This window comes from Rhodococcus sp. NPDC127593 (genome assembly GCF_042671975.1).
Lineage (GTDB): Bacteria > Actinomycetota > Actinomycetes > Mycobacteriales > Mycobacteriaceae > Rhodococcus_F.
In genome coordinates, this window is record NZ_JBHXWI010000067.1 from 12,519 (window position 1) to 37,641 (window position 25,123).

Annotated in this window: 18 protein-coding genes; 12 read left to right on the forward strand and 6 right to left on the reverse strand. The window is 66.2% G+C overall.

The features are described 5' to 3' along the window. Positions 1 to 151: 151 nt before the first annotated feature. The 3 genes from ACFVJ3_RS40940 to ACFVJ3_RS40950 are packed head-to-tail and all read right to left on the reverse strand — an operon-like array spanning position 152 to position 6,331. Positions 152 to 1,849: a (2,3-dihydroxybenzoyl)adenylate synthase gene (locus ACFVJ3_RS40940; protein ID WP_378457497.1), complete on the reverse strand. Its 1,698-nt coding sequence runs from the start codon at positions 1,847 to 1,849 to the stop codon at positions 152 to 154. A gap of 43 nt (positions 1,850 to 1,892) precedes the next feature. Then, positions 1,893 to 4,217 carry a hydantoinase B/oxoprolinase family protein gene (locus ACFVJ3_RS40945; protein ID WP_378457498.1) on the reverse strand — a complete coding sequence of 775 codons (2,325 nt, stop codon included), beginning with the start codon at positions 4,215 to 4,217 and terminating at the stop codon, positions 1,893 to 1,895. Positions 4,218 to 4,228: 11 nt separating this feature from the next. After that, on the reverse strand, positions 4,229 to 6,331 hold the full coding sequence (locus tag ACFVJ3_RS40950; protein WP_378457499.1) for a hydantoinase/oxoprolinase family protein: 2,103 nt from the start codon (positions 6,329 to 6,331) through the stop codon (positions 4,229 to 4,231). Between the two features lie 257 nt (positions 6,332 to 6,588). Here ACFVJ3_RS40950 and ACFVJ3_RS40955 point away from each other — a divergent pair, with 257 nt between their 5' ends. The 6 genes from ACFVJ3_RS40955 to ACFVJ3_RS40980 all read left to right on the forward strand — a co-directional run bounded on the left by ACFVJ3_RS40955 (position 6,589) and on the right by ACFVJ3_RS40980 (position 12,837). Continuing rightward, positions 6,589 to 7,347 carry a maleate cis-trans isomerase gene (locus ACFVJ3_RS40955; RefSeq protein ID WP_378457500.1) on the forward strand — a complete coding sequence of 253 codons (759 nt, stop codon included), beginning with the start codon at positions 6,589 to 6,591 and terminating at the stop codon, positions 7,345 to 7,347. Between the two features lie 23 nt (positions 7,348 to 7,370). Further along, positions 7,371 to 8,021 (forward strand): VOC family protein, encoded by a 651-nt coding sequence (locus ACFVJ3_RS40960; protein WP_378457501.1) that lies wholly within the window; start codon positions 7,371 to 7,373, stop codon positions 8,019 to 8,021. After that, positions 8,018 to 8,263, forward strand: a complete 246-nt coding sequence (locus tag ACFVJ3_RS40965) for a hypothetical protein (protein ID WP_378457502.1) — start codon at positions 8,018 to 8,020, stop codon at positions 8,261 to 8,263. Before ACFVJ3_RS40960 ends, ACFVJ3_RS40965 begins: the two co-directional genes overlap by 4 nt. Next, positions 8,260 to 9,495, forward strand: a complete 1,236-nt coding sequence (locus tag ACFVJ3_RS40970; RefSeq protein ID WP_378457503.1) for an alpha/beta hydrolase — start codon at positions 8,260 to 8,262, stop codon at positions 9,493 to 9,495. The genes ACFVJ3_RS40965 and ACFVJ3_RS40970 overlap by 4 nt, the downstream gene beginning before the upstream one ends. A 107-nt stretch (positions 9,496 to 9,602) precedes the next feature. Then, complete coding sequence (locus ACFVJ3_RS40975; protein WP_378457504.1) at positions 9,603 to 10,925, forward strand: MFS transporter; 1,323 nt, start codon at positions 9,603 to 9,605, stop codon at positions 10,923 to 10,925. A gap of 157 nt (positions 10,926 to 11,082) precedes the next feature. After that, positions 11,083 to 12,837 (forward strand): MOSC domain-containing protein, encoded by a 1,755-nt coding sequence (locus tag ACFVJ3_RS40980; protein WP_378457505.1) that lies wholly within the window; start codon positions 11,083 to 11,085, stop codon positions 12,835 to 12,837. Positions 12,838 to 12,859: 22 nt separating this feature from the next. Here the strand turns inward: ACFVJ3_RS40980 and ACFVJ3_RS40985 are convergent, their stop codons facing one another. From ACFVJ3_RS40985 to ACFVJ3_RS40995, 3 genes are all read right to left on the reverse strand, one after another. After that, positions 12,860 to 13,315: an OsmC family protein gene (locus ACFVJ3_RS40985; protein WP_378457506.1), complete on the reverse strand. Its 456-nt coding sequence runs from the start codon at positions 13,313 to 13,315 to the stop codon at positions 12,860 to 12,862. Continuing rightward, the gene (locus ACFVJ3_RS40990; protein WP_378457507.1) at positions 13,312 to 14,154 is read right to left on the reverse strand and encodes a hypothetical protein; all 843 of its coding nucleotides are present in this window, start codon (positions 14,152 to 14,154) and stop codon (positions 13,312 to 13,314) included. The genes ACFVJ3_RS40985 and ACFVJ3_RS40990 overlap by 4 nt, the downstream gene beginning before the upstream one ends. Positions 14,155 to 14,318: 164 nt before the next feature. Further along, positions 14,319 to 15,302 (reverse strand): potassium-tellurite ethidium and proflavin transporter, encoded by a 984-nt coding sequence (locus tag ACFVJ3_RS40995; protein ID WP_378457508.1) that lies wholly within the window; start codon positions 15,300 to 15,302, stop codon positions 14,319 to 14,321. 140 nt (positions 15,303 to 15,442) lie between these two features. On the opposite strand from ACFVJ3_RS40995, the gene ACFVJ3_RS41000 reads away from it, so the two are divergent. The 6 genes from ACFVJ3_RS41000 to ACFVJ3_RS41025 all read left to right on the forward strand — a co-directional run bounded on the left by ACFVJ3_RS41000 (position 15,443) and on the right by ACFVJ3_RS41025 (position 25,114). After that, positions 15,443 to 16,012, forward strand: a complete 570-nt coding sequence (locus ACFVJ3_RS41000; protein ID WP_378457509.1) for a TetR/AcrR family transcriptional regulator — start codon at positions 15,443 to 15,445, stop codon at positions 16,010 to 16,012. A 196-nt stretch (positions 16,013 to 16,208) separates the two neighbouring features. Further along, positions 16,209 to 19,475, forward strand: coding sequence for a protein kinase (locus ACFVJ3_RS41005; RefSeq protein ID WP_378457510.1), 3,267 nt, complete (start codon positions 16,209 to 16,211; stop codon positions 19,473 to 19,475). Between the two features lie 445 nt (positions 19,476 to 19,920). Next, positions 19,921 to 21,123 carry a CaiB/BaiF CoA transferase family protein gene (locus tag ACFVJ3_RS41010; RefSeq protein ID WP_378457511.1) on the forward strand — a complete coding sequence of 401 codons (1,203 nt, stop codon included), beginning with the start codon at positions 19,921 to 19,923 and terminating at the stop codon, positions 21,121 to 21,123. 28 nt (positions 21,124 to 21,151) lie between these two features. Further along, positions 21,152 to 22,039 (forward strand): LLM class F420-dependent oxidoreductase, encoded by an 888-nt coding sequence (locus tag ACFVJ3_RS41015; protein WP_378457512.1) that lies wholly within the window; start codon positions 21,152 to 21,154, stop codon positions 22,037 to 22,039. A gap of 28 nt (positions 22,040 to 22,067) precedes the next feature. Next, on the forward strand, positions 22,068 to 23,522 hold the full coding sequence (locus ACFVJ3_RS41020; RefSeq protein ID WP_378457513.1) for an aldehyde dehydrogenase family protein: 1,455 nt from the start codon (positions 22,068 to 22,070) through the stop codon (positions 23,520 to 23,522). Beyond that, a complete protein-coding gene (locus ACFVJ3_RS41025; RefSeq protein ID WP_378457514.1) occupies positions 23,504 to 25,114 on the forward strand; it encodes an AMP-binding protein in 1,611 nt (536 codons plus the stop codon). The genes ACFVJ3_RS41020 and ACFVJ3_RS41025 overlap by 19 nt, the downstream gene beginning before the upstream one ends. Positions 25,115 to 25,123 lie beyond the last annotated feature (9 nt).

Here is a 25,123-nt window from a genome sequence, read left to right on the forward strand (position 1 = left end):
TGACGTTTAAGTCGAGTATTCTACGTTCATGTCGAACAGTCAATGTGATGCTGATTCGCATCTGTGGAATCCAGGTATCCTCTTCGGGGCATGCCCGTGTGGACCTGCCCCGAAGGTGTTGATATAGAACGGAACCGGTTGACGGGTGGTTCTACACGACCACGCCGCGTGCGTCGCCTTCGGCGAGCAGCTTCGCCGCTATCTCGGCACGCAACCGCTTCTTGTCGATCTTGTTCACAGTGGTGTGTGGCAAGGACGCCACCCATTCGAGCCGTTCGGGCCACTTGAACTTGGCGACGCCGAGCAGAGCTAGATGCTCTTGAATGGCCTCCATCGACACCGGCTCTTCGTCGGTGGCCACCAGATATGCGCAGGTCTTCTCCCCGAGTCGGGGATCGGGCATGGCGACTACCGCCGCGTTGGCGATGTGAGGGTGCTCGAGCAGGAGTAGTTCGAGTTCCTCCGCGTTGATCTTCTCCCCGCCCCTGTTGATGAGGTCCTTGATTCGGCCCTCGATCGACAGGTACCGCGTGCCGTCGATGACGGTGAATGCGGCAAGGTCACCGGTGCGGTAGAAGCCGTCGGAGGTGAAGGCATCCACGTTGTGCTCTGGGGCATCGAAGTAGCCGGGGATCGTGTACGGGCCGCGGCAGCACAGTTCTCCGACGCCGCCGTCCGGGAGTTCGTTCTCGGTCCCCGGCTCGAGGATGCGAATTTCGTCGTCGGACACGATCGGGGTTCCGACGGTCGTCAGGCGAGCGTGCGTGGGGGAATCGAGCGGGGTCACCGTGAGCAGTCCTTCGGACATGCCGAACAGCTGGCCGGCCCAATGCCCCGCACCGTCATCGACGCGTTCGAACAGTTCGGGTGGAACCTTGGCGCCCGACAGCACGACACGCCTGAGAAATGCGCGGGCCTTGTCGAAGTCCGGGGTCAGAACTGCCTGATAGTGGCCGTGCCCGATGAGGACTTCGGTCGCCTCCGTCCGTGCCATCAACTCGAACGCCCTGGGAGCGTCAGCGGTGGCCAGGACCAGGCAGGCGCCGACGGAGTGCGCCGCGTGCAGCCCGCACGAGATTCCGGCGTTGTGAATGATCGGTATCAGGTGTGCCACGCGACTGTGTTCGTCCCAGCCGAGCCGCTGTGCGTAGAACAGGGCGTTGTTCCAGTATTCGGCATGGATGCGCGGAATGACCTTGGGAACACCGGTGGTACCACCGGAAAGCTGGAACGCGACGACGTCGAGTGGATCGGTCTGCGCCTCGATCTGTTCGACCATCGCACGCGCTGCACCGGGATCGGTCTCGAGACCGAGGTCTTCCAGCCGGCTCACGCCTGGCCGGTTGTTGCCCGCCTCGTCGCCGACACTGATGATGTGCCGGACACTGGGATGCCCGGCGGCGTGTTCGCGTGCAAACTCGACGAGATCGAATCCCGCGGTGTGGGCCTCGACGATGTGCACCACCGCACCGACTTTCCGGCTGACGTGCCCGATCTCGTGCATGCGGTGCGCGGCCAGGGTAGCGATGGGGACCAGCCCGGCTTTGAGGCAGCCGTACCAGGCAAGGACGGTCTCCAGGCGATTGGTCAGCTGGAAGATGACCGGATCGAGTCGGCTGAGCCCGAGTCGGACCAGCCCGGCCGCGATCTGGTCGGTCCGACGATCCAGTTCGGCGAAGGTCACCGAGCCCTCCGCGCTGATCACCGCAATTCGATCCGGGAACCGGGTAGCGATGTGGTGTAGTCGCCGCCCGGTAGGATCGTCGCTCCACATCAAGCTTTCGCGGTAGTGCCTGGCCCGGTCCTCGGGGAACGTGACGAGGCGTCCGCCCCAATCCGAGAAGGTCACCGCCGTCCCCCTGGTTCCAGTGTCGTCACGGGTTCTGCGGACATCATCGCTCCGCTACCGCGGGAAGGAGACGCGCCATGTCGAGGGCGTGATCGGGGTGATCGGCGGGGACGATGCCGGAGTAGATGGCGGTCCAGCAGCCGGGGCAGCACAGCTGCCGGAACACGACGGGGGCGTCGACGTACTCGCGTGGATCTGAGGTCACCTGTGGTCCAGCGGTCGAGGAGGGACCTTCGAACCGGGCGAGGTCGAGTGTGGCGTTGTTCTTGTCGTCTCCGAGAAGACGTCCGCATTGGGCGCAGGCGATCGCGCGGGTGCCTCCGATCGTGACTTCTGCCAGGTTGTCGTCGAGTCTGCGAGCGCCGGTCAGGTCGAGCACAGGGGCGTCGGATCGCGTAGCCCCGGAGCGGTCTCGGCGCTCCGTGCGCATCTCGTCCCGCCGATCCGACGTCCGGATCTCATCGGCGTCTCCGCCGGAGAGGACGACTCCGTAGACGGTCTCGGCACCGTTTTCGGTGACCTTGCCTTCGCGGAAGTCGGCTGCCACGGCGGCCGGGTCGCGCAGCAACGGATCACCGTAGCCGCCGCCGCCCTGCCAGTGCATGTACAGCACCTCACCGGGTGCCACGTAGCTCTCGGCGTAGCAGGCTCCGAGCTCACGCTCGCCGCCGAGATCGTTCAGGGCGTCGGGGATACGGCCGGCAGCGAACTGTTCGACGATGTCGGTGCCGCGGGCGAGGACCTCGACGCCGGTGTTACCGGGGTATCCGCCTGCGAGACCGTTGTTCTGGGCGATGGCCTTGCCCGCCGACGCGAGTACCAGGCCCATCGGCAGGCTGGTGCCGTAAGGGGTGATGGCGATGGAGGCGCTGACACCACCGCGCTGGCGTCCGGGTCCGCCGGAGTCGGGTTCCTCGCGGCGCCACAGCGTGAGCAGCGGGTAGAGGAATTCGGTCATCTCGGTGTCCGGGATGCGCCCCATCGGGATGCAGAAGAGGCCACCGGTGTCCATGCCGTCGGCGGTGGGGCGTGCCCCGTAGCCGCCGGCCATCGGCTCCATCATGATGTTGAGGAACGGCACCGACTGTTCGGGGCGCTCGTCGAGGCCGGCGATCACGGCGGTATCCCACGTGCCGCAGCATGCGGCCTGCACACTCGTGCCGAGATCGACCGACCGGTCGAGCATCTGCGACAGGCATTCGGCAATCAGGGTGCCCGTGAGCCAGGCGGGTCCGATCGGCCCGCGGCTGACCGCTGCGGGGAAGGTGGCATTGTTGATCGTGCCTTCTTCGGAGACCAGATCGAAGCAGCGCATCAGTCCACCGGCAGACCAGGGGATATCCCCGGCGAGGATCGGAAGCAGGGCGAGCATGACGCCGCCGCGCATCCCGGCGTAGGTGCAGTTGATGACGCCGGTCTGTGGGTCGGTGCCGGTGAAGTCGAAGGTGAGGTGATCGGCGGTCTTGGTCATGGCCACGGTGATCTTGTGGATTCCCCGATCGCCGGTGTGTGACTGATCCTGGTAGCCGGTGGCCTTCCAGGTGCCGTCGGGCAGCGAGGTGAGCTTGCCCCGCAGGCGTCCTTCGGCGTCGGCCATCATCCGCTTCATCACGGCTTTGACGGTGTCGGCGCCGTACTGCTCGATCACTGCGAGCAGTCGGTTGCGGCCGACGGTGTTGGCGCCGATCTTCGCGCGCAGATCGAGTCCGACAAGCATCGGCACCCGCGAGCGCCGCACCCAGGCGTCGGAGACATCGCGTTGCAGTTCGTAGTCGCGGACCACCTTGATGGGGGGCGTCGGCAGCGACTCGGAGAACACGTCCTGGGCGGCGGGGTCGAACGAACCGAGCCCGGATCCGCCGAGGTCGGGTTCGTGGCAGATGGCGCTCGTCCAGGCGAAGAGCTTGCCCTCGTGGAAGATTGGTTGGTACACGATCACGTCGCTCTGGTGCAGTCCGCCGCCGACCCAGGGGTCGTTGCACAGGAACATGTCGCCCTCGGTGATGCCCGGGTTCGTCGCGCGGTGCTGGAGGGTCCAGTAGATGGCGAGGTCGACGGCACCGACGAGCATGGTGTTGTACAGGCCGACCTGCACTTCCTGGCCGATTTCGTCGCTGATCGCGAAGTCGAAGTCGTTGGCGTCGGTGACGATGGGGGAGCCGGACATCCGTTTGAGCGCTTCCCCCATTTCGTCGGTGACCGACCACAGCCGGTGTCGGATGACTTCGTAGGTCAGTGGGTCGAGGTTGTCGATCTGCTCCTGGGTGACGGTGTGGACTTCCAGCGTCGGTGGCAGCGATCGAGCGAGTGCGTCGGGGACGATCGGTCGGCTCGAGAAGATTTCGGAGCCGGGGATTTGCATGGTCATCTTCGGTGCTCCTACTGGGCGACGATGGTGAGATTGCCGAGGCGGTCGACGGTGCCGGTGGTGTCGTGGGGAACGACGACAGTGGTCGTGGGTACTTCGATGATTGCCGGCCCGTGCAGGACGTGTCCGGCGAGCAGTTTGCTGTAGTCGTAGACGTCGGTGTCGACGTAGCCGATCCTGCCGTCCAGGCACACTTTTCGGGTTCCGACATGTGCCGGTGAGGGATCGGCGGAATCCGCGGACTTGACCTCTGGCAGCGTAGGGGAGAACGGCAGAAGGCCGGTGGCCCGTACGCGGTAGGTGATGGCCTGGATTCCGGCCTCACGGAAGCCGCTGTCTTTTCCGTAGAGTTCGGCGTACCGCTGCTCGAAGAGGTCCGACGCGGCGTGGATACCGGCGGCGTCGAGGCTGCCGGCAGGCACCGCCGTCGCTACCTCCGCGAGTTGCATGGTGTAGCGCATGTCGATCTCACGTTCGATCTCCACTCCGGTGAATGTCAACCCCTGCCGGTTGAGTTGCTCGAGAACCTGGGACTCGAGTTGGGCGAAGTTGCGCTCGGCCCGGGCAGGATCGAGCGGCATGGCGGCCGGGTCGGACAGTTCAGCGGCGAGGACGATGTTGGACGAGGCCAATCCGTAAGCGGAGAACGCCGAGGCCACCTGGCCGAGCGGGACGATGACTTCCTTGACGCCGACCTCTCGGGCGTAGGCGGCGCAGTGGGCTGGGCCGGCACCGCCGAACGCGTAGAGCACGAACTCGCGGGGGTCGTGTCCCGCCTCGACTACGGTCTTGCGCAGTAGGTCACCGGTCTGGGCGTTCTGTACCGCGTAGATGGCCGCGGCCGCGTCTTCGATCGACAGCCCGAGGGGTTCGGCGATCTTGGTGCGGATCGCTTCCCGCGCGAGGTCCCTGTCCAGCGGCTTACGCCCGCCGAGGAGCCCGCGTTCGGGCAGGATCCCGAGAACCAGGTTCGCGTCGGCGTTGGTTGGTTCGGTTCCGCCCTGTCCGTAGCAGGCCGGACCGGGTACGGCCTGGGCGCTGTGGGGGCCGATCTGCAGATTGCCGCCGGGATCGACCCAGGCGATGGCTCCGCCACCGGATCCGATGGCGTGCACCTCGAGGGTGGGGACATTGATCGGGTGGTGGTTGATGATCGTGCTGGACGCCCGGACGGGCTCGCCGTCGACGACGAGACCGACGAGGAAGGTGGTGCCACCCACGTCGGTGGCAATGATGTTGCCGTGGCCGAGTTGCCTGCCGAGGGACACCGCACCCACTACGCCACCTGTCAGCACCGATCCGACGGTGCTGATCGCGTTCTTCGGTGCCTCGGCGGCGGCGACGGCGCCGCCGTTGCTCTGCATCACCAACAGGGGTCCGGCGAGTTTGCGTTCCCGCAGCTTCGACTCCAGCGACCCGAGGTAGTCGCGCAGCCCGGGCCCGATCTGAGTGCTCATGATGGTTGTCGCGTTGCGGGCGAACTCGCGGATGCGTGGGCTCACCTCACTCGACAGTGAGACGAACACCGTCGGGTCGATCTCGTGGACGATGTCGCGGATGCGCTGTTCGTGCGCCGGGTTGCGGAACGACCACAGCAGCGAGACCGCGATCGCGGTGATTCCGTCGGCGAGGAGTGTGCAAATGGCCGCACGGGCGGATTCTTCGTCGAGTGCGACGACGACGTTGCCGTCGCGGTCGAGTCGTTCGGTCACTTCCAGAGCATGCTTCTTCGGTATCAGTCCGTGTGATTTGCTCTGCCCCATGACATTTTGCAGTTGTTCCGGCGAGCCACCCAGGTATCGACCCTCGACGTTCATGATGTAGATGGAGTCGCGGTGGCCTTTGGTGGTCAGGAATCCGACCGGGGGCACGTTGCCCATGACGAGCGCGTTGAGCGACGACGTGGTGCCGTGCGCGATGTGGTGGGTGTTCGCCAGCATTTGCTCGAGGGGGCAGCCCAATTGCTCGGCGAGTGCCTCGAGGACATCGATCACGCCGCGGGAGTAGTCCGGCGGCGTCGAGGGGGCCTTCGCAGCGAGAACAGTGCCGGCATCGTCGTCCAAAACCGCGTCTGTGAACGTGCCACCGACGTCCACTCCGATCACATATGCCATTGGTGCTGCGCTCCTTTGTGCCTGGGGGGAATTCTGAGGGCGGTGTGAGGTCATCCTCGAACACTCCTTACGTCTGTGTCGAGTATTCGACGTGAATGATGACATGTCAAGGGGCGACTGTGAGCGCCGTCACGAACGCAAGGGAATCGCGGCGAACTCATGGTTCGGCACCGGGGGTCTTGACGAATCATCATCGGCGTCGAATACTCGTCGTAGGCGTAAATCTACGTCCGACTCCACATCAGAAGGGCCACATCATGGGCATTCATCGCATCGGGCTCGTCGTACCGAGTTCGAATGTGACGGTCGAGACGGAAATGCCGGCACTGCTCAACCGGCATGCGGACGCACAGTTCTCGTTTCACGCGAGTCGGATGCGGATGCAGTCCGTGTCCCCGGAACAGCTACGGGCGATGAACGCACAACGGGAGCGTTGCATCCTCGAACTCGGTGATGCCGGGGTCGACGCCATCCTCTACGCGTGTCTTGTCGCCCTGATGTCGGTGGGGCCCGGAGAACATCAGCGGGTGGAGGGGCTGATTGCGGAGCAACTGGCCACCGGCGGTTCGGAAGCGGCGATCCGTTCGAGCGCGGGCGCACTCGTCGAAGCCCTCCACGCCATCCATGCCGAACGGATCGTCCTGGTCACCCCCTACATGCGTCCCCTCGCCGAGCAGGTCGTCGCCTACATCGAGGCCGAAGGAATTCAGGTATCGGACTGGCGAGCCCTCGAGGTTGCAGACAACGCGGAGGTCGGCTGCATCCCCGGCCACCGGGTCATGGACGCCGCCCGATCGCTCGACCGCACCGGAGCCGACGCGCTGGTGATCTCCGCGTGCGTGCAGATGCCCTCACTCGACCTCGTCCAAGTGGCCGAAGACGAGTTCGGGCTACCCGTCCTCTCGGCCGCCACCGCCGGCACCTACAGCCTGCTGCGCGCGCTCGACCTTCCGGTCCACATCCCCGGAGCCGGTGGCCTGCTGCGCGCCGACGCCCCGGCCGCCGCCCTTCAGTAGCGCCGAACCCATTGGAGTCCACCATGTCTGAACTGAAACACACGGTCAAGGGCGTCGACCACGTCGCCTACCCGACATTCGATCCCGCAGGCACCGTCAAGTTCTACCGCGACGTTCTCGGGTTCCCGGTCGTGCACTCGATCTGCGCGGCCGGCTGGGGCCCGGAAAAGCACCCCGACTTCATCCACTTCTTCTTCGATATCGGCAACGACGACCGATTGGCCTTCTTCTACTATTTCGGCCTCGAACCGTTCGACGGCGGCCCGCAGGGCGACTCGTACTCCCGCTTCGCCGAGGACGTACCCATCTTCTTCATCCGCTCCCGCCATCTGGCCATCCACGTAGACAGTGAAGACGACCTGATGGAATACCGGCGACGCTTGGACCACAGCACGTGGCCGGTGGAGATGCAGATCCAGCACGAGACGATCGAGTCGATCTACACCCACGACCCCAACGGCTACATGATCGAAATTACCCGGGCGCTGCGCCCGGTCACCCCGCAGGAAGACCTCGACGCCAGCCTCACCATCGACGCCCTCGTCGACGTCGTGACGGGCCCGGACCCCAGCATGGCCGCGCTGCTCACCCGCAAAGCCGAACTGATCACCGAACGGGCAGCGGCCTGGCAGCACGAACAGCAGCAGGAAGCGAAGGAGATGGCGGCCCGATGACCACACTATTCGTCCTCGACGTCCCCGAGAACACGGCCGTTGCCGAGGTGGCCGGTCGCGACCCGGCGGTCTCCGTCGACCACGTCGGACCCTACTTCCGGATCCGGTCGGACTCCGACATCGTCATCGATCGCCGCGCCACCGGCTGCCGTCACGCGGTCTGGTACAGCAGCGTCGCCGGATTGGCGCAGTCCCGAATCACGCAGTGGGACAAGAACGCCATGCGAGTCGAGCCGAAATGAGCGAGAGCACCCAGCGGCTGGGCGCCGGACGTTATATCGACGCCACCCAGGCCCCCGATACCACCGTCACATCGGTACACGAACTCGCCACCGCCGACGGAGCGAAGGTCTCCGGTGTCCTGCGGGTAGTCCCCGGAGCGCAGACCGTCGTCGCGCTGATGCACCCGCGCCAGGATCTGACCCACCACGTGCTGGTGCCCGAACTGCTCGCCCGCGGGTACGCGGTGTGGACGCAGGGCACCCGATCGGTCAACAATGACATCGTCCTCGTGCACGAGCAGGCCCTGCTCGATGCCGCGGCCGGGCAAGTCTTTCTGCGGGAGAAGGGTTTCGACCACGTCGTCACCCTCGGCCACTCCGGAGGCGGGACTCTCTACGCCTTTTACCACCAGCAAGCCGGTTTGCCATCGGGGGAGCGGTTGACTCATACTCCCGCAGGCCGAGCCATCGACCTGGCCGGGGCCGAGATGCCCCGGCCCGACGCGGCGATATTCATGGCGCCGCACCCCGGTCAAGGTGCACTCCTGCTGCGGCTGATCGACCCGTCGGTCGTCGACGAGTCCGACCCGCTCTCAACAGATCCGGACCTGAACCCGTTCGATCCCGCCAACGGATTCGCCGAGCCGCCCCACAGTTCGTCCTACCCTCCGGAATTCATCACCCGCTACCGCCAAGCGCAGCGCGACCGCGTCGCCCGCCTCGACGCCATCGCCCGGCGACGCGTCGACGAAGCTTCCGACGCGCGCCGCCGGTACAGGAGCACCGCCGATCCAGCGGATCGCCGCGCCGCCCTCGCGCCCCGCGTCCTCACCGTCTACCGCACCGACGCGGACCTACGGTTCACCGATCTATCGCTGAACCCGAACGAACGCCCCTACGGCTCACTGTTCGGCCGAAGGCCGGACCTGACCAACTACGGACTCGTCGGCTTCGGACGGCTCGCCACATCGGATGCCTGGTTGTCGACCTGGTCCGGGCTCAGCAGCAACGCCGACTTCCTGCGCTGCGCCCCCACGGTGACCACACCGACACTGTTCGTCGAACTCACCGGAGACCAAGCCTGCTTCCCCGACGACGCCAAGACGATGTGCGATGCACTCGGGGCGACGGACAAAACCCACATCCGCGTTGCCGGCACCCACTTCGGCGGCCCGATCCGCGACGGCGCACCCACCGGTGCCAGCCTCGCCGCCGCCGACATCGGCGCGTGGCTGGCAATCAGATTCCCTTAGTCAGACGACCACAACTCGCTATTCCGGACCTCGCGCCGCAGTGACCTGACTTCTTCCGCAGGTCACCGCGGTCGTTGGTCTGGGCTACCCTCCGAGCGGAGAAACCGATGCGTGCCCGTATCTCACCCACCGCCCCCGTTGTCGGGCTCTGCCTGATGGCCCTCATCCTCGAGGGTTACGACCTACTCATGTACGGAACAGTGGTTCCGTCACTGCTCGCATACACCCCCTGGGACCTCGACGCCACCGACGTCGGGATGCTGGGCTCGCTCACCGGCATCGGCATGCTGGTCGGCGCCCTTCTTGCCGCGGCGGTTGCCGATCGGTGGGGACGACGCCGCACCCTCCTCGCCGCCGTCGTCATGTTCTCGACGGCCATGGGTGCGTGCGCGATCGCACCGACGCCCGAGTTGTTCGGGGCGGGACGCTTCGCCGTCGGACTCGGCGCCGGTGTCCTCATGCCCACAGCCGCCGCCACTCTGATCGAATTCGCCGAACCTCGTGCCCGGGCCCGTTCCGTGGCCATGGGGTTCGTCGGCACCTGCATCGGCGGCATACTCGCCGGAGTGCTTTCCCTGTGGCTGGTGCCCACACACGGTTTCCGATCGATGTTTCTCGCCGGTATGGTGCCGGCCCTGATGTTCTTGCCCCTGATGCTCGCGTTCCTCCCGGAATCACCCGCCTACCTGGCTTCCCGTGGAGAGCATGCCGCCGCTGCTGCGGTTGCCGACCGGTATCGCCTCGCGCACACTGCCGCCCCGATATCCACCGCGCCCAGCCGAGAACGTGGATTACGCGCGCTCTTCGGCACCGACCGCACCTTCACGACCCTCCTGTTCTGGTGCATGACGCTTCTCTGTTTGCTGGTGTTGTTCGGCGTGGCGACCTGGCTACCCGCGCTGATGAAATCGGCCGGATACCCACTGGGCGCGTCCCTGTCCTTCCTCCTGACCCTGAACATCGGAGGCGCCCTCGGCGCCCTCGGCGGCGCCGTGCTCGCTGACCGCTACGGGATGAAACCCGTCACCGCGGCATTCTTTCTGTGCGCCGCGATCGCATTACTGCTCGTTGCCACCGCTCCGCCGTTGGCCGTCGTCTACTTGTTGGTGATGCTCGCCGGCGTCGGCACGACGGGCACCCAGATCCTTCTCAACACGTTCATCGGTAGTCACTACCCCGCAACGAGCCGTGCCACCGGACTGGGTATGGCATTGGGTGTGGGACGGATCGGAGCGATCGTAGGCCCCACCTATGGTGGTGTCCTCGTCGCGATCGGTACCGGAACCAACTGGCAACTGGCGGCTTTCGCGGTTCCGGCCGTCGTCGGTGCAATCCTGACCGTGCTCGTTCCCCGGCGCACACCGATCCGCAATGTTGTCGACGCACACCCCATCGGGCCGTGGAGTGGCGCAGATCATAGTCGAATATAGGATGTTCTGCGACATGACACGTCTGAGCCGACCGGATGACAGATGCGGACGAGGTGGTCGGTGGTCGTTGACGAAGGTGCTCATCGCGATGAGCGGGACGCGAACGAGGGACACCTCCGGCGACCCGTTCCGCGCGAAACAGTAAGGGGCAAGCACAATGGCACGCCTACAGTCACTCAACGTCGGTATGCCGAAGGGCGTGCCCTGGCAAGGCCGGACCGTCCACACGGGCATCTTCAAATACCCCGTCGACGGTCCACGCATGGTCCGCACGCTCGACATCGACGGCGACGGTCAAGGCGACCTCGACGGTCACGGCGGAGAAATTCGTGCCGTGCTCGTCTACCAATGTCAGTCCTACGACTTCTGGCGGCGTCATCTCGGTCGCGACGATCTCGAATACGGCCAGTTCGGTGAGAACTTCACCGTCGACGGCCTACCCGACGACGAGGTGCACATCGGTGACCGCTATCGCATCGGTGACGCCGAGTTCGAGGTCACTCAGCCACGCGTCACCTGTTACCGGGTCGGCATGCGCCTGGGGGAACCCGAGATGCCGGCGCTGCTCGTGGCCCACCACCGCCCCGGGTTCTACTTCCGGGTCATCACCGAAGGCCACGTGCAGGCCGGCGACGAAATCATCCGCACCCGGATCGGCCGACACCGCATGAGCGTCGCCACGATCGACGCACTGCTCTACCTGCCCGACCGAGACGTCGATCAACTCCGCAATGCGCTCGACATCCCCGCGCTCAGCCCCGGCTGGCACGGATCGTTTCGCGATCTGCTCGACGCTGCAGAGCACCAGACACGCGCCGGCGAGCCGCCCGCCGGCGCCGAATCGGACGGCTGGGCCGGCTTCCGACCGCTGCGCGTGTCACGGATCGTTCCCGAGAGCGCAACCGTGGCGTCGATCCACCTGGCATCACGCGACGACGCCCCGCTGACCCGGCCGAAACCCGGCCAGTACCTCACCCTCCGCGTCGCCGGTGCCGCCGATCCACCACCGGTGCGCAACTATTCATTGTCCGCCGCCCCGTCGGGCAACGAGTACCGCATCAGCGTCAAACGCGAGACCCACGGACTCGTCAGTACCTATCTCCACACGCGATTGCGCGTCGGCGACACTGTCGACGTCGCCTCCCCGCGCGGCGATTTCGTCCTACCCGAAGACCGCAACGACACCACGCCCGTGCTCCTGCTCTCGGCCGGAGTCGGGGTGACCCCCGTTCTGGCAATGCTGCATGCACTCGCCGCGGCACACAGCAAGCGCGACATCTGGTGGCTGCACACCGCCCATTCAGCCGCCGAAGACGCCTTCGCGGCCGAAGCGCACCAGTTGTTGACCAGCCTCGATCGAGGTCATGAACACATCTACTACACCGCCCAGAGCCCGACGGTGGTCCTGGATCCACCGGCCGTAGCCGGTCGCCTCAACCGCGAAGCTTTGGCCGCTCTAGCCCTGCCCACCAACGCGACCACCTACCTGTGCGGTCCCAACACGTTCATGGCCGCGTTGCGCGAGGCACTCATGCACATCGGTGTGGACTCCGACCACATCCACACCGAGCTGTTCGGCGCACTCGCGGCTATCAACCCTGGACTCACCGACGCCACCCACACCCCGCCGCACCAGCCCCCAGGGCCCGTCGGCACCGGGCCTCGCATCACCTTCACCCGCAGCGGGCTCACCGCGCCATGGAGCGATGGGTACAGCACCGTCCTCGATTTCGCCGAAGCCTGCGACGTTCAGACCCGCTGGTCCTGCCGCACCGGCGTGTGCCACACCTGCCAGACGCCGATCCTCGCCGGGACCGTCCGATACCGCCCAGACCCTCTGGAGCCCCCGATGCCAGGCACGACCCTCTTGTGCTGCTCGCAACCCGAAACCGACCTCGTTCTCGATCTCTGACAAAGCCGGGAGATCGCGTTGGCTACCCGTCCGCAGTCGTCAATTCGCGGATGGACACCTCTTCCGCGGATACGGATGCGGCATCGATCAGAGCTTGCCCCGGTCGACGACTCGCAAGGTGGGGAAGTGCTGCACGCAAGCGCTCGGCGTGCTCGGCGTTCGCCACGTGCCAGTCCAGGCGAATCACTTCGATGACGGCGCCGTTGTCGGTTCCCATCACGCGGTCGACGTTCAAGGTCGCGGACACTGTGAGCGTGGCAGACTCGGCTATCGCGACCTCGCCGAGCAGCCGAAGTACCACCAGTGAGGCAGCGGCAAGACCGGCGAGCATGTGCTCGACCGGGTTTGCGCCGGAATCGTGCCCGCCGTATCGCGGGGCTTCGTCGATCGTCAGTTCGTGCCTGCGCGCGGTGACCGTCGTGCCGTGGCTCCCGAGTAGCGCGTGTACGACCAGTTGCTCGCGTCGTGAAGAAGTCACCGAACCGCCTCGTAGAAGTCTGTGGCGGTGTGCGCACCGGTTTGCAGTGCGCCCGCCAGCCATTCGAGCGCATTCGCACCAACTGCTCGGACATCGCGTGGATCGGGACCGTACTGAGGGGACAGGTAGTCCGCCAGCAAGCGCTGCGCATCTGTCCGGCTGCTGTAGTGCAGCAGCGACGCCACGGCATCGAGTGCCACAGGGTCTCGGCTCCTTACCTTCGCGATTGCTGCCGTCTGGGCGGCGACGATCTTTCCTACCGACGGGTGGTCGAGGCTGGTTCTCTCACAGTCGACCGCGACACCTGCGGTGGGGAACCTCAGGGCGTCGCCGAAGAACAACGAGTCGGTGAGCCCGAACCGTGACAGGGCGCTGGGGGCGAAAGCGGAGCCGAGTACAGCTGCGTCAGCTGCTCCGGACCTCAGTGCCTCCAGTCGCTGGTGATCGCCCGTGCTTCCTGCGGGGAAGTGCAGGACCGACGGGACTTCGTCCGCTGCCCAGCGGGCACTCAGGACCTTCTGAGTAAATGCACACACGATCGATCCTTCCGGATGGCTGGCCAGGACGGTCGGACCAGCCGATCGTGTCCCCGCCTTTCGTGTCCAGATCCAGAACAGCGGGTGAAGGGTGTGGACGAGCGCAACTTTCCATCGGCGTTGTCCCCGAATTGCTTCGACCAGCGAGCCACCAAGCCCCGCGGACAGCGCTGCTTCCGGATGGTCCGAGCCGGGCACCGCTTTCACTTCGATGCCCAGACGGTCGTAGTAGCCCGCTCGATTTGCGATCTCGTGGCACACCAATTCGTGGACGTTGTGATCGCGATACCCCAGGAGAATCATTGCCGTTCCTTCCCAGCGAGCTCGCTCAGCGTGACAATGTGTTCATTACTATGAACCCAATTCCATATTTGGAATATTAGGACGATAGTGAGGAGGTTTAGAACCTGTCAAGCGCCGAGATGGCGGCACTACGTTCACTCGGTCGCCAGAAATGACCGACGCAGTCACTGCGTGGAGCGACGCGAGTTCTTGTGGATGAACCGGATGGATTTCGTCGCGATCAGCGCCACGAGGATCGTCACGGCACCGAGTAATCCGGTTGTGATCGCTTGCCAGGCGAGCGGTTGAACGATGTGAAGCCAGGTGATCGCGAGGGCAACGACACTCGCCACGGGGAAAGTGAACGACCAGAAACCGTGCGAGAACGGCAGAGCGCGGTAGCGCGACAGCAAGGGTGCCTGGACCATGACCATGAATGCCGTGATGGCTGTGAGCGCAATGGACAGGGCGTCGGGTTGCCCGTTCGAGATGGTGAGCCATGCTGCAGCGCCAACTGCAGGCGGAGCGATCATGATTGCGAGCGTCGGGACGAGAGGCGCAGGCATGGTGGGGCGCAACGCGAGCCTGAGGAACAGAAGCATGGAAATCACCACCCAGAAGAACAGGCCGATCGCGAAGCTTCCGATAGCGAGCCAGTCGAGACCGATTCGGGCTGTGGCGAACGCCCCGACGAGGCCGGCTGCGCTGATGGGTAGGTAGTAGCCGCCGTGCACGGATTCGAGCGCCATCTCTCCGCGCATCCAGAAGCTCATCATCCAAGCGCCGAATGCGGCTGCGGCAGTGATGGAGACCAGGGTCAGCGCTGTACCGGCAAGTGGAAGCGTGCTGTGCAGCTGTGCTCCCAGCAGCATCGCGGAGAGCGGAAGAAGCGCCGCAAGCGGACCGTGAGCGAAGTGTGTGAGCTGATGCGAGATTCGTTGGGTGGCGCGCTTGGCGCGGTGCGCGTGCGCTGTGGCTGTCGAGATCCAGGCGAGCGCTGCGATCAGCCAGAACGCCTGGACGAGCGCGAATGGGGTGCCGAGCGCGGTCGTGGCGACCGACCAGGCCTGGGCCAGTCCGGCAAGGCCCAAGGGAATCGCGAGCGTGTTCAGCGGGAAAAGGGTCCGCGCGCGTGGCTCGAGGGCGGCGATCGAGTGTTGAGCAGACAATGAAATGCCTTCCTGGCTGGGGTGTAGACCCCCGGATTTCGATGGAGTGAGTTCTTGACCTAGAGGTCAAAGACAATTGCGAGCCACCCTATTAGTTATTGACCTTGAGGTCAACCAAGATCGCGAGTTAACCTATTTCCGTGGCGAGACCGATGCGCTTTGAGACGGATGTGGCGATTGACAAGGCGATGGACCTGTTCTGGCTACAGGGATACGCCGCGACGACTCCGCAGGAGCTCGCCGCCGAGATGGGAATCGGCAAAGGCAGCCTGTACAACACATTCGGGAGCAAACACGCCTTGTTCGTGCGAGCGCTTCGGCGCTACAGCGAGATGCGCCTCGAGTACCTCACCGATCTGTTCGCCGCACCTGGCCCGTTGGGGCCTCGCCTCGAGGTGGCGATGGCTGTTCTTGCCGGGATTGGCGAGCACCGGCGTGGTTGCGTCATGGTCAATGCTGCGGCAGAACTCGGCACTGTCGACGACGAGGTGAACCTCATAGCGAACGAGCTGTTCACTGGGATCGAAGCCATCTTCAAGCGCGCAATCGTGCATGGACAGGAGTCCGGGGAGTTCGACAGAAGCCGGCCCGCCGACGTTGCAGCTCGACAACTGCTGGCCTCCGTCATCGGTCTCAGCGTGCTCGTGAAATCGGGCGGTCGACCAGAGACGTGTGCCACCGTTGTCGAGGGGCTTGTCGACGGACTGTGAGCTGCGAACAACCGTTCTTCGGTAGGTGTGGTTCGGCAGAATCGGGGATCCTCACATGCTGCCACGCACAGGTTCCGCGGCTATATCCTTGAATGCACGCGATCGAGAGGTGAGTTCACGGTTGGTTTTGCGCTGGTCGTGCCGTCGGGACCAGTGTGCGGGAACCACGAGCCGACGGGGTGAGTAGACCGTTCCGATGGGTGAAGGTGATCCGCGCGATACGCAGCGGTACGTCGTTCCTGTTGTGGCCTCGGAGCTGAGCGCGGCTGGTTTCGATGACGCCGAGGAGATCGGGCGCGGCGGTTTCGGTGTCGTCTACCGCTGCACCCAGGCGGAACTGGACCGCACGGTGGCGGTGAAGGTACTCACCGTCGAGCTCGACGAGGAGAACCGGGCACGGTTCTTCCGGGAGCAGCGGGCGATGGGCCGGCTGACCGGACACCCGAACATCGTGGGCGTCCTGCAAGTCGGTGCCACCGAAAGCGGCCTTCCCTACATCGTCATGCCCTACCACCCGCAGGGTTCGCTCGACGTGCGGATCCGCCGCCGCGGTCCGCTGCCGGTAGAGGAGGCGTTGCGCCTCGGTGTGAAGATCGCGGGTGCGGTGGAGTCGGCGCACCGGCTCGGCATCCTCCATCGCGACGTCAAACCGGCGAACATCCTGCTCACCGACTACGGAGAACCGGCGTTGACCGATTTCGGCATCGCGCACATCACCGGCGGCTTCGAGACCGCCACCGGCACCGTGCAGGGATCGCCGGCCTACACCGCGCCGGAGGTGCTCGGGGGTGATCCACCCACCCCGCCGGCTGACGTCTACGGACTCGGCGCCACCCTGTTCAGCGCCCTCACCGGCCACGCCGCCTTCGAACGCCGCAGCGGTGAGCAGGTGGTCGCGCAGTTCCTGCGGATCACCACGCAAGAGGTGCCCGATCTGCGTGAGCACGGAATCCCCGACGATGTGTCCGACACGATCGCACGGGCGATGTCCCGGACCCCGAATCAGCGCCCGGCCACCGCCGCCGCCTTCGGTGAGGAACTGCGACGGCTCCAACTCGATCATGGCTTTCCAGTCGATGAGATGGCCCTGCACACCGCCCCGGATACGGCAACCGACCACGCACAACCAGAGTCCGGCCGACCTCGGTCGGCGGTTTCCTCCACGCTGGGCGCGACGGGACGTCTTCCCCTGGAACTGACCAGTTTCGTCGGCCGCCGACATGAGCTCACCGAGGCGAAGAACCTGCTGGCCGGGTCCCGGCTGGTGACGTTGATCGGGATCGGGGGTGTGGGCAAGACGCGGCTGGCGATGCGGGTGGCGGCAAGTGTCCAGCGCGACTACGCCGACGGTGTTCGGCTCGTCGGATTGGGTGAATTGCGCGACGAGTCGTCGCTGGTCGACGCAGTGGCCGGCGCACTGGGGTTGCGAGACCAATCGGCGAGGCCGTTGCGTGAGGTCCTGATCGAGTTCCTCGCACCGCGAGAGGTGCTGTTGGTCCTCGACAACTGTGAGCACATGGTGGACGCCGTGGCGGAACTGGCGGAGGCCCTGTTGCGTGTGTGCCCGGGTCTGCGGATTCTGGCCACCAGCCGTGAACCCCTGGTCATCGGCGGGGAGGCGGTGCTGCGGGTCCCCCCGCTGGCCGTCCCGGATCCGGAGCGGCGGCCCTCCCTGCGGGGGTTGTCCCGATACGATGCGGTGTCGTTGTTCGTCGAACGCGGCGCTGCCGCGGTTCCGGGATTCGCGCTCACCGAGGAGAACGCGGCGGCGGTGGCGGGGATCTGTCTCCGGCTCGACGGGTTGCCGCTGCCGATCGAATTGGCGGCGGCGCGGTTGCGGGCGATGTCGCCCGAGCAGATCCTCGAGCGGCTGACCGATCGCTTCACCTTGCTGACCCGCGGCAACCGGGGTGCGCCGACGCGGCAGCAGACGCTGCGGTTGTGTATCGACTGGAGCTTCGAGCTGTGCACCGCGAGCGAACAACTGATATGGGGTCGGGTGGCGGTGTTCGCGGGGTGCTTCGAACTCGATGCCGCGGAGCAGGTGTGTGGCGAGGGTCTAGCCGCGGGCGAGTTGCTGGACACGCTGACGTCATTGGTGGAGAAGTCGATCCTCATCCGGGAGGAATCCGGGTCGGTGGTGCTCTTTCGGATGCTCGAGACTCTCCGCGAATACGGTTACGAGAAACTCGAGCAGACCGGCGAATCCCTGCCCATGCGCCGCAGGCACCGGGACTGGTACGAGGAGTTGGCGCTGGCCGCGGAGGCTGAATGGATCAGCGCCCGCCAACTCGACTGGATTGCCCGGCTGAAGCGGGAACAGCCGAATCTGAGGGAGTCCCTCGAATTCGGCGTCGACGACGATCCCGTCGCCGGTCTGCGCACCGCTGCTGCGCTGTTCTTGTTCTGGGGCTCCCAGGGCCTCTACAACGAGGGGCGTCGCTGGTTCGGCCAGTTGCTCGCCCGCCAGAGCGGGCCACCGACCGTCGAGTGGGTCAGGGCTCTTCAACGCGCCGGCATGATGGCCAACGTGCAGGGTGATCTCCCTGCCGGAGCCGCGCTCCTGGCTGAGGCGCGGGCTCTCACCGCGCGCACGAACGATCCGATGATGCGCGCTCTCGTTGCCTACGCCGACGGCATGCATGCCCTCTACAGCGGTGATCTGCCGCGTGCGTCTTCGCACCTCGAAACCGCTCTCGCGGAGTTCGGCGAGCGTGGTGACCGAACGCTCGAAGTGGCCGTCTTGTATCCGTTGGGGTTGGCGTACGGACTACGCGGCTCGACGGACCGGGCGATCGAACGTCTCGAGCGCGTTCTCGCGATCACGGAGCAGCACGGCGAGAGAATGTATCGGTCGCACTCGTTGTGGGCCCTGGGTATTGCCCTGTGGCGGCATGGGGACGGCGATCGCGCGGTCCGAGTGATCGAGCAGTCGCTGGAGGTGACCCGGCAAGTACACGGCCCACGTGTCGCCGCCTCATGTCTCGAGGCGCTGGCCTGGATCGCCTGCGGCCTGCGTGACGAACCGAGGGCTGCGGTTCTGCTGGGAGCCGCAGAAGAGCTGGCGCGGTCGGTGGGAAGCGCCGTGGTGATATATTCCGATCTTCTTGTCTACCATCAGGAATGCGAACAGAAGTCTCGACAGAGACTCGGGGACAAAGGATTCGCGGCGGCCCACCGCAAGGGGCAGGGACTCGGCTTCGACGCGGCCATCGCCTACGCCCTTCGAGAGCAACCGCCGAGCACCCCCGCACCCGCCACCGGCGGGTCGACGCGACTGACCAAGCGGGAACGTCAGGTCGCCGACCTCATCGCGGAAGGCCTGACCAACCAGGCCATCGCCGACCGCCTGGTGATCTCACCGCGCACCGCGCAAGGGCACGTGGAGCACATCCTGGCCAAGCTGGGTTTCACCTCCCGGGCGCAGGTCGCGGCCTGGGTCGTGGAGCGGACCGACGACTGAATGAAACACATCCGCTCGAGTTGAACGCGATAGTCGGCGACGAACGCGACCACGCCGGGCACCCGGGCGTTACTGCCCGCGGTGCTGTGAGGCTTCGCCCCGTGCAGCGGTTCGGGACTGTGGCGTAGGCGGGCCGCGCCGGTGGCGCTGGGCTCCGGTGATGGACGCAGTGGATTGGATGGCCTGACGCTTCGAAGCGAAAGAGGTTGTGCCCCAATGTGCTGTCGCTTCGTGACGATTTCACGGAATGTCCTGGTCCCGTAACCGCGAGATTCGTGGTCCACGGTGCTGAGTCTCGGGTATCGGCCAAGAGGCCTGACCGAGTCGCTCGCCATCCCCCGACATCCAAAGACGTCCTCCCCTCTTGACAGCGAGCAACCGTGCTCGTAACGTCCGTGGTGTTCCAAATAATGATGTCAGTTCAGAATGATGAACGGAGCTTGTGATGGGGTTCACCCAAAAGACCGAGGCGCTGTCGGGCATCCGGGTAGTCGACGCCGCGACGATGGTCGCCGGCCCCTTGGGTGCGTCGCTGCTCGCCGACTTCGGTGCCGACGTCATCAAGGTCGAGCCGATCGGTGGCGACGAGTCACGGACGTTCGGGCCCGGACGAGACGGCATGAGTGGTGTCTATTCCGGCGTGAACCGAAACAAGCGCGCCCTCGCGCTCGACCTTCGTACGGCGGCGGGTCGTGAGCTGTTCCACGAGCTCTGCGCGACAGCGGACGTGCTCATCGAGAACATGCTGCCGGCGGTACGTGAGCGATTCGGGCTGACTGCCGCCGAGCTTCGCGAACGGCACCCTCACCTGATCTGCCTCAATGTCAGCGGGTACGGCGAGAGCGGCCCCCTCGCGGGTCGTCCCGCAATGGACCCGGTCGCTCAGGCCCTCACCGGTTTCATGGAGGCGACCGGTGAGCGCTCCGGGACGCCGCTCAAGGCTGGGCCGCCCGTCGCCGACAGCGCGGCCGGCTATCTGGTCGCGATCGCCGCCCTCGTCGCGCTCTTCGCGAAACAGCGCACGGGGGAGGGGCAAAGCGGCTCGGTGTCCTTGGTGGGGGCGCTGTTCCATCTACAGACGCCGTGGCTGGGGCAGTACCTCCTCGCCGACTACATTCAGGGCAAGGTAGGCAACGGCAGCAATTTCTACGCGCCGTACAACGCCTATACGACCCGTGACGGCGGTGCGGTACACGTCGTTGCCTTCAACGACCGCCACTTCGTCAAGCTGGCCAAGGCGATGGGTGCCGAGGCTCTCGTCGACGATCCGCGCTTCACGGAGGCCGCATCCCGACTGGAGAACCGTGAGGCTCTCGACGCCGCCGTTGCACCGTGGTTCGCTGCCCGCGATCGTGACGACGTAGTCGCACTGCTCTCGGCACACGACATCATCTGTGCCCCGATTCTCGCTTACGACGAGGCCGTCAGGCATCCCCAGATCCAGGCGCTGGACCTCGTCGTCGACATCACCCACGACGAGCTCGGACCGCTGCGGGTCCCGGGTCTCCCGGTCAAGCTCTCGGGCACCCCGGGACACGTGCATCGTCCACCGACGTCGTTGGGCGAGCACACCACCGAGATTCTCAACGATCTCGGTTACGAGGACGACCGTATCGAGGCCCTCCGGGCCGAAGGGGTCGTCCGATGACCACAGAACATGGCGAAAGGAACCATCAATGAAGGTCGGAATCAGGATCCCGGGAGCGGGACCGTGGGCAGGGCCCGAAGCGATCACGGAGGTGTCGCGGTTCGCTGAGAAGATCGGCTTCGACTCCCTCTGGATGACCGATCATGTGGCCTTGCCGACCCGAGTCGAGACGCCGTACCCGTACACCGAGGACGGCAAGTTCTTGTGGGATCCGGCCACGCCGTACCTCGACTGTCTCACATCGTTGACGTGGGCGGCGGCCGCGACCGAGCGGATCGAGCTCGGCACGTCGTGCCTGATCCTGCCGTGGCGTCCGCTCGTCCAGACCGCCAAGACGCTGGTGAGCATCGACGTGATGTCGCGCGGCCGGCTGTCGGTCGCCATCGGCGTGGGCTGGATGAAGGAGCAGTTCGAGCTGCTGGGAGCGCCCTTCAAGGACCGCGGGAAGCGGACCACCGAGATGGTCAACGCGATGCGGCACATGTGGAAGGAAGACGAGGTCGACTTCTCCGGCGAGTTCTACGATCTCCACGACTTCAAGATGTATCCGAAGCCGGTGCGGGGCACGATCCCCGTCTGGTTCGCCGGGTACAGCACCGCCTCGCTGCGCCGCATCGCCGCCATCGGTGACGGCTGGCACCCACTGGCGATCGCGCCGGAGGAGTACGCCGGCTACCTGGCCACCCTGCGGCAGTACGTGGAGGAGGCGGGCCGCGACATGAGTGAAATCACGCTCACCGCACGGCCTTTGCGGACGGCACCCTACAACGCCGAGACGATCGAAGCGTACGGCGACCTCGGTGTCACCCACTTCATCTGCGACACGTCGTTCGAGCACGACACCCTCGAAGCAACCATGGACGAGCTCGCCGAACTCGCTGACGCCGTCCTCCCCACCGCACACAACCTGGCCTGACGGCCCGGCGGAAGAAAGGACGAGAATTGTGCAGGCACTCACCTCGACAGTTCCCCTCGTCATCGGCGACCAACTGAGCCCATCGTCGACGGGGGCGACGTTCGACTCGATCAACCCGGCCGACGGGTCGCACCTGGCCACCGTGGCCGAGGCCACGGCCGACGACGTCGCGCGTGCCGTCGAGGCCGCGAAGGTCGCGGCCAAGGCGTGGCAGCGCATGCGTCCGGCCCAGCGGACCCGTCTGATGTTCCGCTACGCCGCGCTGATCGAGGAACACAAGACCGAGCTCGCCCAGCTGCAGAGCCGGGACATGGGCAAGCCCATCCGCGAGTCGTTGGGCGTCGACCTGCCGATCATGATCGAGACCCTCGAGTACTTCGCGGGCCTCGTGACCAAGATCGAGGGCCGCACGACGCCGGCTCCCGGCCGCTTCCTGAACTACACCTTGCGTGAGCCGATCGGCGTGGTGGGTGCCATCACCCCGTGGAATTTCCCTGCAGTGCAGGCGGTCTGGAAGATCGCGCCGGCTCTCGCGATGGGCAACGCCATCGTGCTGAAGCCTGCGCAGCTCGCACCGCTCGTGCCCGTCGCACTCGGCGAGCTCGCCCTCCAGGCCGGGCTGCCGCCCGGGCTGGTCAACGTCCTGCCCGGTCGGGGCTCGGTGGCGGGTAACGCCTTGGTGCAGCACCCACTGGTCGGCAAGGTGACGTTCACCGGATCGACCGAGGTCGGCCAGCAGATCGGCCGGATGGCGGCCGACCGCCTCATCACGACCTCGCTCGAGCTCGGCGGAAAGTCGGCGCTCGTGGCCTTCGGCGACTCGTCCCCGAAGGCGGTCGCCGCCGTGGTCTTCCAGGCGATGTACGGCAACCAGGGCGAGACGTGCACGGCTGCGAGCCGGCTGCTCGTCGAGCGGCCCATCTACGACGAGGTGGTCGAACTCGTCCAGAAGCGGGTCGAGGCTGCCCGGGTGGGCGACCCCCTCGACCCCGAAACGGAGATCGGGCCGTTGGTCAGTGCCGCGCAACGGGAATCGGTCCACTCGTACGTCGTCGCCGGAACAGACGAGGGCGCCAAGCTGATCAGCGGCGGCGGCCAGTCGCCGACCGGAGCTGCGGAGCAGGGCTTCTACTACCGCCCGACGCTGTTCGCCGGAGTCACCGCGGACATGCGCATCGCCCGGGAGGAGATCTTCGGACCCGTGCTGTCGGTGCTGCCGTTCGAGGGCGAGGACGAGGCGATCACCCTCGCCAACGACACCATCTACGGGCTGGCCGCGGGCGTCTTCACCCGCGACGTGGGCCGCGCACTGAGGTTCGCGCAGACCCTCGACGCCGGCAACGTGTGGATCAACACCTGGGGAGTGCTCAACCCCGCGTCGCCGTACCGCGGCTTCGGACAGAGCGGCTACGGCAGCGACCTCGGCCAGGCGGCCATCGAGAGCTTCACCAAGGAGAAGAGCATATGGGCACGCCTGGATTGACCTCCGGGCCGTCCCGGCCACAGATCGTGGGACGGCTGATCGACGCCCGCCACGTTCAGGACTGGGAGCCGGCGGCGGACTACACGATCACCGAGGACGCCCTCTTCTCACGCGACCCCGACGCCGTGGCCGTGCTGCGCGAGGGGACCCACGCGCCCGAGGCGGTGACGTTCGGTCAGGTGCAGCACGCCGCTGTGTGCATCGCGGGTGTCCTCCGCGCCCGCGGGGTCGAGCCCGGTGACCGCGTGGTCCTGTACCTCGACCCCTCGGTGGAGGCCGCCGAGGTCGTGTTCGGGGTGCTCGTCGCCGGGGCCGTGCTCGTGCCCGTCCCGCGACTGCTCACCGGTAACTCGGTGGCGCACAGGCTCGCCGACTCGGGTGCGACCGTGCTGGTCACGGACGGTCCGGGCGTCGACCGGCTCGAGTCGACCGGGTGCTCACTGCGCGACGTCGACGTGCTCACGGTGGACGGCGCCCGCGGCACACCGCTCGGCGACCTGGCCCGCCGGGTCGACCCGTTGGCCCCGGTGCCGGGGCGGTCCTCGGATCCTGCCGTGCTGATGTACACGTCGGGCACCAGCGGTCCGGCCAAGGGCATCGTGCACGGTCACCGTGTCCTGCTCGGGCACGCGGGGGTCGATTACGCCTTCGAGCTGTTCAGGCCGGGTGACGTGTATTTCGGCACCGCGGACTGGGGTTGGATCGGCGGCCTGATGCTCGGGTTGCTGGTCCCGTGGTCGTTCGGCGTCCCCGTCGTGGCTCACCGGCCACAGCGTTTCGACGCCGCCGCCACCCTGGACATGATGGCCCGCTTCGGCGTGACAACCGCCTTCCTTCCCGCGTCGGTGCTGCGGATGTTCGCCGAGCACGGGGAATCGGCCCGGCAACGCCTCCGCGCGGTCGTGACCGGGGGAGAGCCCGCCGGTGCTGCGGAACTCGGCTGGGCCCGCAGCCACCTCAGTGACTGCGTCAACAAGGCCTACGGCCAGACGGAGGCCAACGCCCTCATCGGCGACTCCGCGGCTCTCGGATCCGTCGACGACGCAACCATGGGCGCCCCGTATCCCGGGCACCGCATCGCGCTCCTGGACGAGGAGGGCGCCCGCGTCGCGCCCGGTGAGGTCGGGGAGATCGCGTTGGAACTTCCGGATCCGGTTGCGCTCCTCGGCTATTGGGACTCGTCGTCAGCTCGTGTGGTACCCCCTGCCGGGGGTTGGCACCGGACAGGCGATCTGGCGCGGCTCGCACATGGGCGCCGGCTGGAGTATCTCGGCCGCGCCGACGACGTGATCAAGAGTCGTGGCTACCGCATCGGCCCGGCCGAGATCGAAGAGGCCCTGAAGCGTCACCCACAGGTCCTGGACGCGGCGGCGGTGGGTCTGCCCGACCCGGAGATGGGGCAGCAGGTCAAGGCGTTCGTGCACCTCGCTGCCGGAGAGCTCACCGAGGAGATTTCGAAAGAGCTCCGTGAACTCGTCGCGGCCGCGGTCGGTCCACACGCACGCCCCCGCGAGATAGAGGCAGTCGCCGCGCTGCCGCGCACGGAGACCGGAAAGGTCCGGCGCCGGGAACTGGTGCCGCCTCCGACTTGAGCGCTCGGC

What these genes read in the sequence shown, in the direction of transcription:
- ACFVJ3_RS41025 (WP_378457514.1), top strand. Translation starts at nt 23,504, where the DNA reads ATGGGCACGCCTGGATTGACCTCCGGGCCGTCCCGGCCACAGATCGTG.
- ACFVJ3_RS40990 (WP_378457507.1), bottom strand. Translation starts at nt 14,154, where the DNA reads ATGATTCTCCTGGGGTATCGCGATCACAACGTCCACGAATTGGTGTGC.
- ACFVJ3_RS40975 (WP_378457504.1), top strand. Translation starts at nt 9,603, where the DNA reads ATGCGTGCCCGTATCTCACCCACCGCCCCCGTTGTCGGGCTCTGCCTG.
- ACFVJ3_RS41010 (WP_378457511.1), top strand. Translation starts at nt 19,921, where the DNA reads ATGGGGTTCACCCAAAAGACCGAGGCGCTGTCGGGCATCCGGGTAGTC.
- ACFVJ3_RS40965 (WP_378457502.1), top strand. Translation starts at nt 8,018, where the DNA reads ATGACCACACTATTCGTCCTCGACGTCCCCGAGAACACGGCCGTTGCC.
- ACFVJ3_RS40970 (WP_378457503.1), top strand. Translation starts at nt 8,260, where the DNA reads ATGAGCGAGAGCACCCAGCGGCTGGGCGCCGGACGTTATATCGACGCC.
- ACFVJ3_RS41015 (WP_378457512.1), top strand. Translation starts at nt 21,152, where the DNA reads ATGAAGGTCGGAATCAGGATCCCGGGAGCGGGACCGTGGGCAGGGCCC.
- ACFVJ3_RS41005 (WP_378457510.1), top strand. Translation starts at nt 16,209, where the DNA reads ATGGGTGAAGGTGATCCGCGCGATACGCAGCGGTACGTCGTTCCTGTT.
- ACFVJ3_RS40945 (WP_378457498.1), bottom strand. Translation starts at nt 4,217, where the DNA reads ATGACCATGCAAATCCCCGGCTCCGAAATCTTCTCGAGCCGACCGATC.
- ACFVJ3_RS40960 (WP_378457501.1), top strand. Translation starts at nt 7,371, where the DNA reads ATGTCTGAACTGAAACACACGGTCAAGGGCGTCGACCACGTCGCCTAC.
- ACFVJ3_RS40955 (WP_378457500.1), top strand. Translation starts at nt 6,589, where the DNA reads ATGGGCATTCATCGCATCGGGCTCGTCGTACCGAGTTCGAATGTGACG.
- ACFVJ3_RS40950 (WP_378457499.1), bottom strand. Translation starts at nt 6,331, where the DNA reads ATGGCATATGTGATCGGAGTGGACGTCGGTGGCACGTTCACAGACGCG.
- ACFVJ3_RS40980 (WP_378457505.1), top strand. Translation starts at nt 11,083, where the DNA reads ATGGCACGCCTACAGTCACTCAACGTCGGTATGCCGAAGGGCGTGCCC.